10 protein-coding genes are annotated in these 14929 nt (G+C 73.5%); 7 read left to right on the forward strand and 3 right to left on the reverse strand.

Translation table 11 applies throughout. From position 1 onward, the window contains the following. Window positions 1-88: 88 nt before the first annotated feature. Both I4Q55_RS04445 and I4Q55_RS04450 read right to left on the reverse strand, forming a co-directional pair. A complete protein-coding gene (locus I4Q55_RS04445) occupies window positions 89-1474 on the reverse strand; it encodes an MFS transporter (protein ID WP_206784716.1) in 1386 nt (461 codons plus the stop codon). Next, window positions 1471-3474: an MMPL family transporter gene (locus tag I4Q55_RS04450; RefSeq protein WP_206784717.1), complete on the reverse strand. Its 2004-nt coding sequence runs from the start codon at window positions 3472-3474 to the stop codon at window positions 1471-1473. Before I4Q55_RS04450 ends, I4Q55_RS04445 begins: the two co-directional genes overlap by 4 nt. Before the next feature lie 283 nt (window positions 3475-3757). Here I4Q55_RS04450 and I4Q55_RS04455 point away from each other — a divergent pair, with 283 nt between their 5' ends. The 3 genes from I4Q55_RS04455 (at window position 3758) to I4Q55_RS04465 (ending at window position 6994) form a co-directional block, all read left to right on the forward strand. After that, window positions 3758-5005 carry a helix-turn-helix domain-containing protein gene (locus tag I4Q55_RS04455; protein ID WP_206784718.1) on the forward strand — a complete coding sequence of 416 codons (1248 nt, stop codon included), beginning with the start codon at window positions 3758-3760 and terminating at the stop codon, window positions 5003-5005. Window positions 5006-5136: 131 nt separating this feature from the next. Further along, on the forward strand, window positions 5137-6228 hold the full coding sequence (locus tag I4Q55_RS04460) for an aldose epimerase family protein (RefSeq protein ID WP_206784719.1): 1092 nt from the start codon (window positions 5137-5139) through the stop codon (window positions 6226-6228). Between the two features lie 49 nt (window positions 6229-6277). Then, entirely contained in the window at window positions 6278-6994 is a 717-nt protein-coding gene (locus I4Q55_RS04465; RefSeq protein WP_206784720.1) for a transporter substrate-binding domain-containing protein, read from the forward strand. A 5-nt stretch (window positions 6995-6999) separates the two neighbouring features. On the opposite strand, the gene I4Q55_RS04470 is transcribed toward I4Q55_RS04465, so the two are convergent. Further along, window positions 7000-7509 (reverse strand): DinB family protein, encoded by a 510-nt coding sequence (locus I4Q55_RS04470; protein WP_206784721.1) that lies wholly within the window; start codon window positions 7507-7509, stop codon window positions 7000-7002. A 181-nt stretch (window positions 7510-7690) separates the two neighbouring features. Here I4Q55_RS04470 and I4Q55_RS04475 point away from each other — a divergent pair, with 181 nt between their 5' ends. The 4 genes from I4Q55_RS04475 (at window position 7691) to I4Q55_RS04490 (ending at window position 14848) form a co-directional block, all read left to right on the forward strand. After that, window positions 7691-10897 carry a hypothetical protein gene (locus I4Q55_RS04475; protein ID WP_206784722.1) on the forward strand — a complete coding sequence of 1069 codons (3207 nt, stop codon included), beginning with the start codon at window positions 7691-7693 and terminating at the stop codon, window positions 10895-10897. Window positions 10898-11014: 117 nt separating this feature from the next. Next, a complete protein-coding gene (locus I4Q55_RS04480) occupies window positions 11015-12613 on the forward strand; it encodes an AMP-binding protein (protein ID WP_206784723.1) in 1599 nt (532 codons plus the stop codon). A 427-nt stretch (window positions 12614-13040) separates the two neighbouring features. Next, a complete protein-coding gene (locus I4Q55_RS04485) occupies window positions 13041-14135 on the forward strand; it encodes a DnaJ domain-containing protein (RefSeq protein ID WP_206785015.1) in 1095 nt (364 codons plus the stop codon). 50 nt (window positions 14136-14185) lie between these two features. Then, window positions 14186-14848 (forward strand): HAD-IA family hydrolase, encoded by a 663-nt coding sequence (locus tag I4Q55_RS04490; RefSeq protein WP_307793107.1) that lies wholly within the window; start codon window positions 14186-14188, stop codon window positions 14846-14848. The last annotated feature ends 81 nt before the right edge of the window (window positions 14849-14929 follow it).

Here is a 14929-nt window from a genome sequence, read left to right on the forward strand (position 1 = left end):
CCTCGCAGAGAGCGTTTACCGGCGCAGTGAATAACCGCGCCGATGCGGTTGTCAACGATTCAATCGTGGATACTCATGGCGAAACGGGTTACGGGACAGCACGTTTGTCACGCGGCGACGAGGTCTCGGCGGGGCGGGTGCCCGGGATGCGCACGGCCAGCAACGCGCCGGCGAACGTCAGCCCGGCCGCGGCGAGCAGGCCCGCGGTGTACCCGCCGGCCAGCGCGGCCCCCGCGGGAACGCCCGCCTCGAGCCGGATCGCGCGCACCGCCGTCAGCACCGCGCCGATCATCGCGACACCGAGCGCGCTCGACAGTTCCCGGGCCGCGGTGAGCAATCCCGACGCCGTGCCGGAATACCGCCGCGCCACCACGTCCAGCGCGTGCGACGTCATCGGGACGGTGAACGCCGAGCCCGCGCCGATCAGAACCATGCCCGGCACCCGCGGCCACAGCGCGGGGAGGTGGTTCACCGCGGCGAGGGCGAGCAGGCCCGCGCCGACCACGACCAGCCCGGCCGCCACCGTCCGAAGTGGACCGTGGCGGGCGGCGGCCGCCGGCACCAGCGGCGTCGCGGCCACGACCGCCACCGCGACCAGCACGAGGGGCAGCCCGGCGCCGGCCGGGCCGAGCCCGAGGAACTCCTGGTGCAGCAACGGGGTGAAGAAGAAGATCCCGGAGATCCCCAGTCCCCACAGCAGCTGCAGGCCGAGCGAGCCCAGGAACACCGGGTTCCCGGTCAGCGCCGCCGGGACCAGCCGGTCCCGCGCCCGCCGTTCCCGGACGAGGAACGCCACCCCGGACGCGATCCCCGCGGCCAGCAGGGGAATCCGCCACCGGGGTTCGGCCAGCGCGGTGGTGACCAGCACCAGGCTCGCCGTCACCAGGACCATCGCCGGCAGCGGTGGCGCGCGGGTGCCCGCGTCGCGTCCCGGCGGGACGGTGCCCGGCAGCAGGGCGAGCATCGCGGCCACGAACGGGAGGTTGACGTAGAAGATCCAGGGCCAGCCCCAGTATTCGCTCAGGACACCGCCGAGCGCGGGCCCGAGCGCCAGCGCGGCCGCCAGGCACGCCGTCCAGACCGCGGCGCCGGCCGTCCGGCCCCGCGCGTCGAGGTTCGTGCGCAGCAGGCTCAGCAGCCCCGGCACCAGGAACGCCGCCGCCACGCCCTGGAGCACCCGGGCGGCGACCAGCAGCCAGGCCGAGCCGGCCAGCCCACCCGCCGCCGCGCCGAAGCCGAACACCAGGAGGGCACCGGTCAGGGCCGGCCGCCGGCCCCAGCGGTCGACCAGCGCCCCCGCCACCGGCAGGAGCCCGGCGAACGGGAGCATGTACCCGAGCGCGATCCACGGCAGCGCCTCGACGGCCAGGCCGAGATCGCGGGCGATCGACGGCGCCCCCGCGGCGACGATCGTGTTGTCCAGCGTCGTCACGAACGCGCCGAGCGCGAGCACGACCAGGGTTCGCCGCTTCATCGCACGCTCCCGGCCGGCTCGCCGGTGACCACGGCCTTCCGGCCCGGGAACCACCAGTTCGCCGCGTCCAGCCGGGCCATCACCGCGGGGACGAGGACGCACCGGACCACGACGGCGTCCAGGAGCACGGCGACGGTCAGCCCGACCCCCGCCTCCCGCACCACCCGGGCGTCGACGAAGGCGAACGACACGAACACCAGCGCCATGATCAGCGCGGCCGCGGTGATGGTGCGGCCGGTCGCGGCGACGCCGTCGACGATGGCGGCGCGGGTGTCGCCGTGGCGGCGCCAGGCCTCCTGGATGCGGGCGATGAGGAAGACCTCGTAGTCCATCGACAGCCCGAACAGCCCGGCGAACAGGAACACGGGCAGGTAGGGCTCGATCGGGGCGCCGAAGGCGAACACCACCGCGCCGGTCGTCGCGGCCGCGGTCAGCAGGTTCATCAGCGCCGCGGTGAGCGGGATCAGCACGCTGCGGAACACCCAGGCCAGCAGCAGGATCGAGATCCCGACGACGGCGGCGAGGAACAGCGGCAGGCGGTCGGTGATCGCCGCGGAGAAGTCCGCACGGGCCGCGACGACCCCGCCGACGTGGGCGTCCGGGCTGCCGATGACCCGGGCCATCACCCGCGTCGAGGCGAGCAGCTCGCCGGTCGCCGGATCGCTCGGCGCCGTCCGCGGGATCACCTCGAGCAGCCAGACACCGCCGGGCAGGGCGGCAGGCGGGGCGACGCCGGCGCTCGCGAGCAGCGCTTCTCGCAGCTCGCCGACCGCGTCGCCGCCCCCGGTCCCGACCACCAGCAACGGCGCGTCGGCGCCCGGCCCGAAGCCTTCTTCCAGCAGTTCGGCGGCGGTCCGCGTGACGCTGCCGGGCGGGTCGAGCGCGGCGTCCGGCACGCCGAGCCGCAGCCCGGTCATCGGCAGTGCGAGCACGGCCACGACCAGCACGGCGGCGAGCGTGTACGGGCCGGGGCGCGCGGTCACCGAGCGGGCGAGCCGCGCCCACCCGGCGACGCCGGCCTCCGGGCGCAGGCTCATCCGGTGGGCGAGGAGACGCAGCAGCGCGGGCAGCAGGGTCAGCGCGGCGAACGCGGTCAGCAGCACGGAGACGGCGGCGGCGACCGCGATCCCGTCGAGGAACGGCATGCCGACGGTGAACATCCCGGCGAGCGAAACGCAGACTGTGACGCCGGCGAAGACCACGCTGCGGCCGGAGGTCGCGGCCGCGACGGCCAGCGCCGCCGCCGGTTCGGCGCCGTCGCGGCGGCCCTGCCGGTAGCGGGTGAGCACGAACAGCGCGTAGTCGACGCCGACGCCGAGCCCGAGCAGCGCGGCGATCTCGGTGCCGATCTCCGGCACGGTCATGACGTGCGACACCAGCGTCACGGCGGCCAGCGCGCAGCCGACCGAGACCGCGGCGGTGAGGACCGGGAGCAGGACGCAGGCCAGCGAGCCGAAGGCGACCAACAGCACCACGGCCGCGGCGAGCAGGCCGATCCCGGCGTTGCCGAGGTCGGGCGCGGCGGCGGTCATCGCGGCGAGCTCGCCGGACGCCCCGGCGGTGAGGCCGTCGGCGTCGCGGACGACCGCGGCGAGCGCGTCGGCCGTCCCCTGGCCGAGGTCGGCGGCCGGCGCGTCGAAGCGCACGGTGAGCACCGCAGTCCGCCGATCGGCGGACACCTGCCCGGGCGGCGGGTCGACGGACACGACGTGCGGCACCGCCGCCAGCCGCGCGGCGAGCGCGTCGAGCCGGGCGCGGCCCGTGCCGCTGTCGACCGGGCCGTCCGGCGAGCGGACGACGACGCGTTCCCCCGCGCCGCCGGCCCCGGTGGCACGCAGCAGGTTCGCCGCCGCGGTGCTGTCGGCGGCGGGCAGGTCCACCGTGTCGCGGAAGGCCGGGCCGGCGTGCAGCGCGGCGGCGCCGAGCCCGCCCAGCGCCACCAGCCACAGCACGATGACGACGCCGGCCCGGCGGAAACACCAGGAAACGAGCGCCGTCATCGGTGTTCTCCTCCCGCCTGCCGGTTGATCACGCTAACAACGAGGAGCGGCGCGAAGATACCGTCCCGGCTCACAAATCGGATTCCGGAAACCTTTGCCCCGGTTAGTGTTCCCGGGTTTGTCCGGCAGGTGACAAACAGCGGTGCGGCCGTTGGTCCCGGCGTGACAGAACCCGCTCCCGGCGCAGGGCCGGCGGTTGCCAAGTCCGATCCCGTGTGAGTACATGACGTCCGCGCCGACGACGGCGCGAACTCTCCACGAGGCGCGGCAAGGGGTGTGAGCCATGACCCGGACGATCACGCAGGCGACGATCCCGCAGCCGCGGGGCACCGGCCGCGCGCGGCAGCTGTGGTGCTCGCTGCCGACGGAGCTCGCGCGCCGGTTCCGGCCGCACGCCGACCCGCTCACCCAGCGCATCCTCGAAGAGATCCAGCGGGCCGTGCCCGAGTACGCCAAGCCCCTCGAAGGCGAGTTCGGCAGGATGATCGTGCTGGCGATCGAGCAGGCGGTCCTCAGCTGCATCGACAGCATCGAGGACCTGGCGTCCACACAGGACAACTGGGCGAAGCTGTTCGTGGAGGTCGGCAAGCGCGTGCACCACGACGGCGGCAGCCTCAATTCCCTGCAGGCCGCCTACCGCGCGGGCGGCCGCGCGGCATGGCGCTACGTGGCCGAGCTGGGCCAGGCCCACCGCTTCCCGGCGGCGGTGCTCTGCATCGGCGCGGAGGCGATTTTCGCCTACGTGGAAGAGATTTCCTCCTATTCGGTCGAGGGCTACACATTGGCGCAGGCGATGGCGACAGGCACGCTCGAACGACGGCGGCGCCGGCTGCTCGAACTGCTGCTGGCCACCCCGCCGTCCTCGCCGGCCGCGCTGGCGACGATGGCCAAGGCGGCGCAGTGGACGATGCCGGAGCAGGTCACGGTCGTCGCCCTCGACCCGCGGACCGACCAGCACCCGCCGCCGACCCCGCAGCTCGCCACCGACGTGCTCCTGGACCTCGACGGCCCGGAGCCGTGCCTGCTGACCCCGAACCCGGACCGGGACCTGCGCGGCCTCGAAGGCCGTCTGCCGGGCTGGCGCGCGGCGGTCGGCCCCCGGGTCCGCCCGGCGGAGGCGGCGACGTCGTTGCTGTGGGCCCGCCGCACGCTCGACCTGGTCCGCCGCGGCCTGGCCGGCGACAGCGCGGTCACGCACACGGACGACCATCTGGCGACGCACTGGCTGCTGATCGACCCGTTCCTGCTGGACGAGCTGTCGGCGAAGGCGCTGGCGCCGTTCGCGGGCCTGACGGTGAAGCAGCAGACGCGGTTGTCGGAGACGTTGCTGAGCTGGCTGGAGCACAACGGGAACACGCCGGAGATCGCGCAGGCCCTGCGGATCCACCCCCAGACGGTCCGGTACCGCGTGAGCCAGCTGAGCGACCTGTTCGGCGACCGGCTGGCGGACCCGGCGAAGCGGCTGGAGATCCAGATGGCCCTGCGCGCCCACCACCTGCTGGGCACCCGCCCGGCCACAGGCGAACGCTGACCGGCCCGGGAGCGCCTCCCGGGCTTCGGCCGGTGTCGCACCCACCGCCGGACCCGGCTGACACCGGCGGCGCGGTCGGCTAGGGTTCTTCCCAGGCTGTTAGCGCTAACAGTCGGTTGGAGGATCCCCGCATGACCGCGCTCGAACTCACCCGGGAGTTGTTCGGCCAGACCGACGGCACCGACGTCCACCGGTACACGCTGGGGCGGCCCGGCGGGCCCGTCGTGCGCGTGCTCGACTACGGCGGCGTGCTGCAGTCGTTCGAAGCGCCGGACCGCGACGGGCGGCCCGGCAACGTCGTCCTCGGCTTCGCCGGCCTCGGCTCCTACGTCGCCAACAACCGGCCCGGCGCGGACCGCGTCTTCCTCGGCGCGGTGATCGGGCGGTACGCCAACCGGATCGCCGGCGGCACCTTCACCCTCGACGGCGTCCGGTACCGGGTGCCCCTGAACAACGGCAAGAACAGCCTGCACGGCGGCCCCGCCGGCTTCGACACGCGGATCTGGGCGGCGACCGAAATCCGCGACGACGACGGCGTCGCGGTGCGGCTCTCCCTGGTCAGCCCGGACGGCGACCAGGGCTACCCCGGCCGGCTCGCCACCGAGGTCACCTACCGCCTCGACGCGCGCGACCGGCTGCGCATCACCTACCGGGCGACCACCGACGCGCCGACCGTCGTCAACCTCACCAACCACACCTACTGGAACCTGGCCGGCGAAGGAACCGGCGACGTCCACGAGCACCGGCTGGAGATCGCCGCGAGCCGGTTCTGCCCCACCGGCGACGACCTCATCCCGGCCGGCGACCCGGCCCCGGTCGAGGGCACGCCGTTCGACTTCCGCCGACCGGCGGCGATCGGCGCCCGCATCGGCGAGCCCGATCCCCAGCTCGTGATCGGCCAGGGCTACGACCACAACTGGGTGCTCGACGCCGGCTCGCCGTTCGCCGCCCGCGTGTGGGACCCGGCGTCCGGCCGGCTGCTGACGATGTGGACGACCGAACCGGGCCTCCAGTTCTACTCGGGCAACTACCTCACCGCGGCCCTGACCGGCACCGGCGGCCGCCCGTACCACCGCGGCGCCGGTTTCGCGCTGGAGGCGCAGCACTTCCCTGACTCCCCCAACCGCCCCGGCTTCCCCAGCACGGTGCTCCGGCCCGGCGAGGTCTACCACCAGGAGACGGTGTACGCGCTGACCACCGCGGACGAGCCGCCCGTGGCGTGAGCGACAATCACGCGGCGGACGCCGACGACCGCCGTTACCCTCGCCGGTCATGGGAGATCTTTCCGCCGTCGCCGGGGACCTCGCCCCCACCGGCACCCTGCGCGCCGCCGTCAACCTCGGCAATCCCGTGCTCGCGCACGGCACGCCGGCGGACCCGGGCGGGGTCACGGTCGACCTCGCGCGCGAAGTGGCGGCGCGCCTGGACGTTCCCGTGCGGTTCCACTGCTTCGACGCAGCCCGGAAGTCGTTCGAGGCACTGACCTCGGGCGCGGCCGACCTCGGCTTCCTGGCGATCGAACCTGCCCGCGCGGACCGGGTGGCGTTCACCCCGCCGTACGTCGTCATCGAAGGCGTGTACGTCGTGCCGGACGGCTCGCCGTTCGCCACGACGGCCGACGTCGACCGGCCGGACGTCCGGATCGGCGTCAAGGAGGGCTCCGCGTACGACCTGTATCTGACGCGGACCGTGCAGCACGCCACGATCGTGCGCGGCGAGGACGGCGTGACGGCGTTCGAGGCGCAGGGCCTGGAGGTGGCCGCCGGGATCCGCCAGCCGATGACCGCCTACGCCGCCGCCCATCCGGGCACCCGGGTGCTGCCCGGGCGTTTCATGGAGATCCGGCAGGCGGTCTGCACCACCCCGGACCGCCGTCCGGAGACCATCGCGTTCCTGAACGACCTGGTCGAGGAGCTGAAGGCGACCGGGTTCGTCGCCGACGCGCTGCGCCGCGCGAACCAGGACGCCACGGTCGCCCCGCCCGCCTGACGACGCTATTTGCCGGTCACGCCGTCGACCAGCTCGCGGCCGACGTCGAGGTGCCCGGCGTGCCGGGCGAAGCTCTGCACCAGGTGGCACATGATCCACGCGAACGTCGGGTGCTCTTCGGCACCGCCGCGGCGAGTGGTGCGGACGGCCCGCGCGTCCAGCGAGGTGACTGCGGCGAGCCGGGCGCAGTGTTCGCGCTCCGCCAGGAAGAAGGCGGTGATGTCCGCCGAGGGTTCCGCCGGCGCGACGAACCACTCCTGCTCGGCGGTGCGGGGCCAGGAGCAGTCGACGTCCTCCCCGGCGAACAGGTACCGGATCCAGAAGCGTTCGGTGCAGGCGAGGTGTTTGACCATGCCCAGCGGCGTCCAGCCCGAAGGCAGCACACTCCGGCGCAGATCACGTTCGGAGAGACCGTCGAGCTTGCGCAGGACGACGGCGGCGTTGTGGTCGAGGTAGCCCAGCAGCAGCGCGCGCGGATCGGCCAGCGTAGGCGGGGGTTCGGGCGTCTCGACCATGATCGAAAAGGTAGTGGGCGGCCACTCGGGGCGAAGGGTTCCCACGCCCTCACGAACGCGTGACCGGCGGCAGCGGGCCGACCTGATCGGGCAGGGAAGAACGTGACAGTTAGCGGACAACTCCGCTCGACGGCCCGCGCGGGCCGGGCGCTGGGCACGTTCGCCCCGGGATGATGGCCCGGTGACGGAGAACTCCGCTTCGGGCCGGTTCACCGGACCGGTGTTCCAGGCCGGGACGGTATGGGGTGACGTGCACGTCGGCGGGTTCGGTCCGGTGCGCAGCCACTACCTCAGCCGTGTCGAGTCCTTCGCGCCCCCGTGCCTGGAGGATCGCGAGGAAGAACGCGCCGAACTGGCCCGGTTCTGCACCGACCCCGCCACCGAAGGTGCGTACGCCTGGTGGCGGGCCGAGGCGTGGTCGGGAAAGTCGGCACTGCTGGCGACCTTCGTGCTGAATCCGCCACCCGGGGTCGAACTCGTCGCGTTCTTCATCACCGGGAGCCAGCCGGACCAGAGCGATCGCCGGGCGTTCGTCGACAACCTGCTCGAGCAGCTCTGCGCACTGCGGGGAACGCCGCTTCCGCCGTCGACCGACGCGACCCGCGAGGCGCAGCTGCGGGGTCTGCTCGCCGAAGCCGCCGGGGACTGCCGCGAGCGCGGTGTGCAGTTCGCGCTCGTCGTGGACGGGCTGGACGAGGACCGCGGTCTGGACGGCAGCCCCGACGCCCACAGCATCGCGGCCCTGCTCCCGGCGCGTCCACCGGCGGGGATGCGCGTGATCGTGTCCGGGCGGAGCAGCAGGCCCTTGCCCGGCGACGTCCCCGACGACCACCCCCTGCGCGAGCCGGCGATCATCCGCCCGCTCGCCCCGTCCGCGAAGGCCGGTGCCGTGCGCGAAGCCAAAGAACGCGATCTGAACCGTCTTCTCCGCGGCTCCCCGTGCGAGCAGGACGTTCTCGGCCTGATCACCGCGGCGGCCGGCGGTCTCACCACGCCGGACCTGGTCGCCTTGACCGGCGCCATCGACTGGGAGATCGACGACTGCCTGCACACGGCGACCGGACGCAGCTTCGCCTGCCGTCCCCCGGAGCGTCCCGGGCTCACCGACGAAGTCCACGTCTTGGCGCACGAGCAGCTCCTGGTCACCGCGCGGGCGAAGCTGGGTTCCCGGCTCGCGGGCTACCGGCAGCGCCTGCACGACTGGGCAGACGGCTACGCGGCCAGGGGATGGCCGCCGGACACGCCCGAGTACCTCCTGCGGGGCTACTTCTCGATGCTTCTGGCCGAGCAGGACCTGCCCCGCATGCTCGCCTGCGCCACGGATCCCCGTCGCCACCGGCTCGCCCTGGTCCGGGCCGGCGGTGACGGTGCCGCACTTGGCGAGATCACCGCGACGCAGAACCTCGTCCTCGCTTCGGCGCAGCCGGACCTCGTCGCTCTCGCCCGGCTCGCGGTCCACCGCGTGCACCTGCTCCGGGGCAACAGCAGGGTGCCGGCGTCGCTGCCGTCAGGCTGGGCCTTCCTCGGCCGGCTGGACCGGGCGGAGGCGATGATCGAGGCCATCAGGCACCCGTACGACCGCATCGATGCCCTGGTCGCCACCGCGGTGGTGTGTCACAGCAAGGGCGAATCCCGGCAGGCAGCCCGCTTGTTCGATCAGGCGGAGGAACACGCGGCCGTGCTCAACCAGTTCTTCGGAGCCGGTTCGGTGCTTTCACTGGCCGAGGCCGCCGCGGACGCCGGCGACCACGACCGGGCGCGACGCGTGGTCGAGCTCGTCCAACAGTCCAACGAACGCGCGGAGGCGCTCGCGCTCATGGCCCGCGCCGTCGCATCGGACACGCCGGCCAGAGCTGAGGCGCTCCTGGCCGAAGCGGCGGAACTGCGCCAAGGCGACAAACCGTCCGGCTGCGCCGAAGCATTCGGCGCGGTGGCCGCCGCCGCCGCGAAGCTGGGCCAGCCGGCGCGCGCCGCGGCACGGCTGGACGACGCGGAAGCCGCGCTCGAGGCGGGCCGTTCGTCCGGAAGGACCGTTTTCGCCGGTTCGGTGGCCGAGTACGCCGCTCTCGCCGACGACGACGAGCGTGCCCTGCGTATCCTGGATTCGGTGGCGGACCGGGACCACCGTGAGCGGTGGCTCCGGCGGATCATCCGGATCACGGCCGGACGGGATCGGCAACGCGCGGAAGCCATCGCCCGGACGACCTCGGCACCCTCGTTGCTGTGCGTCCGGCTGGCGGCAGCCGCTTCGTCGATCCGGCACAAGGACCCGGCCCAGGCGTCCCGGCTGAGCGCCGAGGCGCTCGACGCCGCTCTACGGGTGGAAGATCCCGCGCAACGGCGTGCGGCCCTGATCGCGGTCGCCCCGGCGATCGCGGAAACCGGGGACCCGCATCGCGCGGTGACCATCACGCGGGAGTACGCCACTCTGGCCATGGACGTGACCGCGGTCTTCGCCGTGGCGGCAGCTCTTCTGCGCGCCGGCGAACTCGACGAAGCCGGTGAACTCCTGGAGCTGACCGAGCAGGTGGCCCGCCGGACGGACGGCGAGTACGACCAGCGCATCTCCGTGCTGTGGGTCAGAACCATGGCCGACCACGAAGATTTCGACCGGGCGGAGCGTCAAGCCGCCCTCTTGACCGACGCCACGGCCCGGGCATCCGCCTGGGCCGCCATCACCGAAGGCGCGGTGACGGCGGGCGACCTCGACCGTGCCGAGCGGGCGCTGTCCCGCATCGCCGACCCGGGGCTGGAATGGCGGCCGCGGCAGGACGTGATCCGGGCCCTCCTGGCAGCCGGCCTGCCGGACCGCGCGCGAGCCGTCGCGCGGAACGCGGACGATCCCCGGGAACGCGCGCACGCGGTGCTGCTGGTGGCGAAGCTGACGCACGACGGTGCGCTGCTCGACGAAGCCCAGCGCCTCGCCGAGGCGCAGTTCGCCCCCCTCGAGGCGATGACGTACCTCGAAGAATTGATCGCGGTCGTCGCGGACTGGGGCGACCGCGACCGCACGATTGCCCTGATCGACCGCCTCCGGCCTCTCGCGCAAGCGATCAGCGAAGACCCAGACGACGCGTCCGCGCCGGGGGCCACGGAGGTACAGCGCGTCCTGAAGCTCTGCTCGGGCCGAATCCGAAGCCTGACCGACGTCGGCCAACACGTCTCGACGTGGGGAACGATCATGCGGCACTGGGCACGCACAACAGCGACCTCCGCGGTTCCCGGCCGTTTCCCCATGCCCGACACCCGGGGACTGTCCCCGGCGCGGGCGGTGGCGAAGCAGCTGGCCGAGCACGACTGGGCCTACGTCGTCGAGGACCTCGTCGACATCTGCCCCGACGCCTACCCGGCGATCATCGCCGAACTCGACAAGCTCGCCATCGGCTGAGCACGCGGCGTATTGCCCCCTTGTCGTCGCCGTCATCGGTGCGACATCGCGTCTTCTCGACGGTCGCAACGAGTGCTACGTTCCAGGGAGGGGGCGGTCGAGGCAGAGGAGCTCGCGATGAGGCTTACTCCCAGCGCTCACACCGACTCGTTCTGCCGCGACCGGCTGCCGCCCGGCGAGCAGTGGCCGCGGCTCGTGTTCGACCTGCCGGAGCTGCGCTACCCCGACCGGCTCAACGCCGCGACGGCGTTGCTCGACGACACCGTCGCCCGCCTCGGCCCGGAGCGGCCCTGCCTGCGCTCGCCGCACGAGACGTGGAGCTACGGCGACGTCCTGGCGCGCGCCAACCGGATCGCCCACGTGCTCACCGCCGAGCTCGGGGTGGTGCCGGGCAACCGCGTGCTGCTGCGCGGCACCAACACGCCGTGGCTCGCGGCGTGCTGGCTCGGCGTCCTCAAGGCCGGAGCCGTCGCCGTGACGACCATGCCGATGCTGCGCCGCGGCGAGCTCGCCAAGATCACCGACCGGGCGCGGCCCACGGTGGCCCTGTGTGACGAGCACCTGCTCGACGAGCTGCCGCCCGGGCTACCCGTGGTGTCCTACGGCGCCGCGTCCAATCACACCGGGCTGGCCGAACGCTGCGCCCGGCATCCGGTGACGTTCGCCGACGTGCCGACGGCCGCCGACGACGTCGCCCTGCTCGCCTTCACCTCCGGCACGACCGGGACACCGAAGGCCACCATGCACTTCCACCGCGACCTGCTCGCCATCGCCGACACGTTCTCCCGGCACGTCGTCCGGCCCACCCCGGACGACCTCTTCTGCGGCACCCCGCCGCTGGCCTTCACCTTCGGCCTGGGCGGCCTCCTGGTGTTCCCGCTGCGCGCCGGCGCCTCGGTGCTCCTGGTGGAACGCGCAACCCCCAAGGAGCTGGCCTCCATCGTCGCCGAGCACGGCGTGACAGTGCTGTTCACCGCGCCGACCGCCTACCGCGCGATCCTCGGCTCCGGCGACGGGCCCCTGCTGGCCGGGATCCGCCGCGCCGTCTCCGCCGGCGAAGCACTGCCCGCCGCCGTCGCCGAGCAGTACCGCGACACCGTCGGATCGCCGTTGATCGACGGCATCGGCAGCACGGAGATGCTGCACGTGTTCATCTCCGCGGCCGGCGACGACGCCCGCCCCGGCCGGACCGGCAAGGTCGTCCCCGGCTTCCGCGCCGCCGTCCTCGACCTCGACGGCCACCCGGTCCCGGACGGCAGGCCTGGACTGCTCGCCGTCCAGGGCCCCACCGGCTGCCGCTACCTCGACGACCCGCGGCAGACCGACTACGTCCGCGACGGCTGGAACATCACCGGCGACACCTACGTGCGCGAACCCGACGGCTACTTCCGGTTCGTGGCGCGCAGCGACGACATGATCGTCTCTTCCGGTTACAACATCGCGGCTCCCGAGGTCGAAGAAGTGCTCCTGACACACCCGGACGTCGAGGAGTGCGCGGTCGTGGGCACGCCCGACCCGGATCGGGGCGCGGTCGTGACCGCCTTCGTCGTGCTCCGGCCCGGCGTCGCCCCGGGCCCGGACGTCGTGCGCGCCCTGCAGGAGCACGCCAAAGCCGCGGCCGCGCCGTACAAGTACCCGCGCCGGGTGCGCTTCCTCGACGCCTTGCCGCGCAATGCCAGCGGCAAGCTGCAGCGATACCTGCTGCGCGAGCGCTGACGGGGGTGACGGGCCCGCTGCCGAGGTGGGGTGGCGGTGGGCCCGTCACGTCTGAGAGAGGACATGGCACAAGCCTAGCCGAGGATTCGAACACATGTTCAGGGCCATTCAGGTGTTTTCCAACTACGAAACGTCACCACAGCGCCGACTTTCCCCGCCGCCGCAACACTTCCGGGTGACATATAGTCCTCTGTGGACACTGCTGGACCACGGCAAACGAGACACGACCGCAGCGCGCGACGTCGTCACCCGGCCCGCCGGCCGAGCCAGGCCGGTGCCTCCGATTCCCTGCCGCCACCGGTAAAACTCCACACACCGCCCTGACCTGCGCCGAGGACCATCACCCTGGCGCGCCGCCGAGGCGGTGACAACCCCCGCGACCCGACCCCATAAAGTCTTCGCGCAGCCATCGGAGGTGACCACCCGCGTGCCCGACGTCGACTACTACGAGGTGCTCGGCCTCCGCCGGGACGCCACGGCGGCCGACGTCAAGACGGCCTACCGCAGGCTGGCCAAGACCATGCACCCGGACGGCGGCGGCACGGTCGGCACGTTCCGGCTCCTGCGCGAGGCCTACGAGGTCCTGGGCGACCCGGTGGCCCGCGCGCGGTACGACGCCGGCGGCGCGGCCGTGGTCCCCGTGCCGGTCCGGCCCCGGCCGCGGCGGCGGTTCGGCGACGAGCCCGGGTTCGTCCCCGACCTGCCCGAGCTGGACGCCGAAGACCTGAACTGGTGGCACTTCGCCGGCGAGGACACCCGGATGCGCCACGGCCGCCGGCGCGGGCCCGGGCACACGCCGGTGGTCGTCGCGGTCGCCGGGATGGTACTGGTGCTCCTGCCGCTGGTCACCGGCGTCGGGTTCAGCACGCCGGTGCTCATCGTCTGGCTGCTGCTCACCGCCGGCACCGCGCTGCTGGTCCAGCGGCTGGCGCGCGGGTACCTGCGGGCCGCGAAGGCACGCGAGGCGTACGCCGAGGAGTTCGGCGGCCGCACGGTGTTCGGCGCGCCCGGCACCGAGCGCGACGAGCTGGCCGAGCGGCTCACCGCCGACCTGCTCGAGGGCTACCTGACCCGGCTGCCCGGCGCCCGCATCTTCCACGGGCTCGCCTGGCCGGGCTCGGTGTTCGCCGACGTCGACCACGCGGTCCTGTGCGGCAAGCGGCTGGTGCTCATCGAGTCGAAGCTGTGGCTGCCGGGCCACTACGAGACGGCCGAGGACGGCAGGCTGCTGCGCAACGGCCGCCCGTTCCGCGGCGGCGGCAGCCGGCTGGCGGAAAGCCTGGCGGCCTACCGCGACCTGCTCCCGGGCGTGGCACTGCGGGGCGTGATGATCGTGTACCCGAGCCGCAGCGGCGAACTGACCACGGCGGACCCGGGCGACCTGCCGGTCGCGCCGATGACCCCGGAGGAGTTCCTCCACGAGATCGGCGAATGGCTCGCCGCCGATCCGTCCACAGTGGACCACGAGACGCTGCGGACGATGCGCGACCAGGTCGTCGGCGGGGGCGGCCGGGCGGCCTGAGCCCGGATCCCGGTTCCGCGCGAAGCGACCGGCTGCCACACTCACGAGTCGTGCGCGCGCTGATCTTCGACTTCGACGGGCTGCTGGTGGACACCGAGGCCTCGGCCTTCCGCGCGTGGCGGCAGGTGCTGGCCGAGTACGGCGCCGACCTGCCGCTGCCGGCCTGGCAGGCGGTGATCGGCGGGCAGTCGAGCGTCGCAGCCGTGCTGACCCACCTGGAAGCCGCGATCGGGGCGGTCGACCGCGAGGCCGTCGTCGCGCGGTGGCGGGAGAAGCACCTGACCGCAGCCTCCCGCCTGCCGCTCCGGGACGGCGTCGGCGAGTTCCTCGAGGCCGCGCGGGCCGGCGGGCTGCGGCTCGCCGTCGCCTCGGGCGCGACGCGCGACTGGGTCGGCGAGCACCTGGAGCGGGTCGGGGTGAGCGGCCACTTCGCGGTCGTGTCCGCCTTGGACGGGCACCGGCCCAAGCCCGCGCCGGACGTCTACCTGGCCGCGCTCGACGCACTCGGGGTGCCCGCCGCCGACGCCGTGGCCTTCGAGGACAGTCCGACCGGCGTCGCCGCCGCGGTCGCGGCCGGGCTGCGCTGTGTCGCCGTGCCGAACGAGGTGACGTCCGGGTTGGCCTTCCCGGGCGCGGAGCGGGTGTTGCGGTCGTTCGTCGCGCTCACACCGGGCGAAATCACCCACGATCGATCAAAAGGCCACAGACATTGACAGGCCGATGGCCTCAATGTGAAGCTCATCGACCAGGACCGAACAGGCTGCGACACTGGGGGACAGATGTCGGGAGTGATG

This window comes from Amycolatopsis sp. MtRt-6 (genome assembly GCF_017308975.1).
Taxonomy (GTDB): Bacteria; Actinomycetota; Actinomycetes; order Mycobacteriales; family Pseudonocardiaceae; genus Amycolatopsis.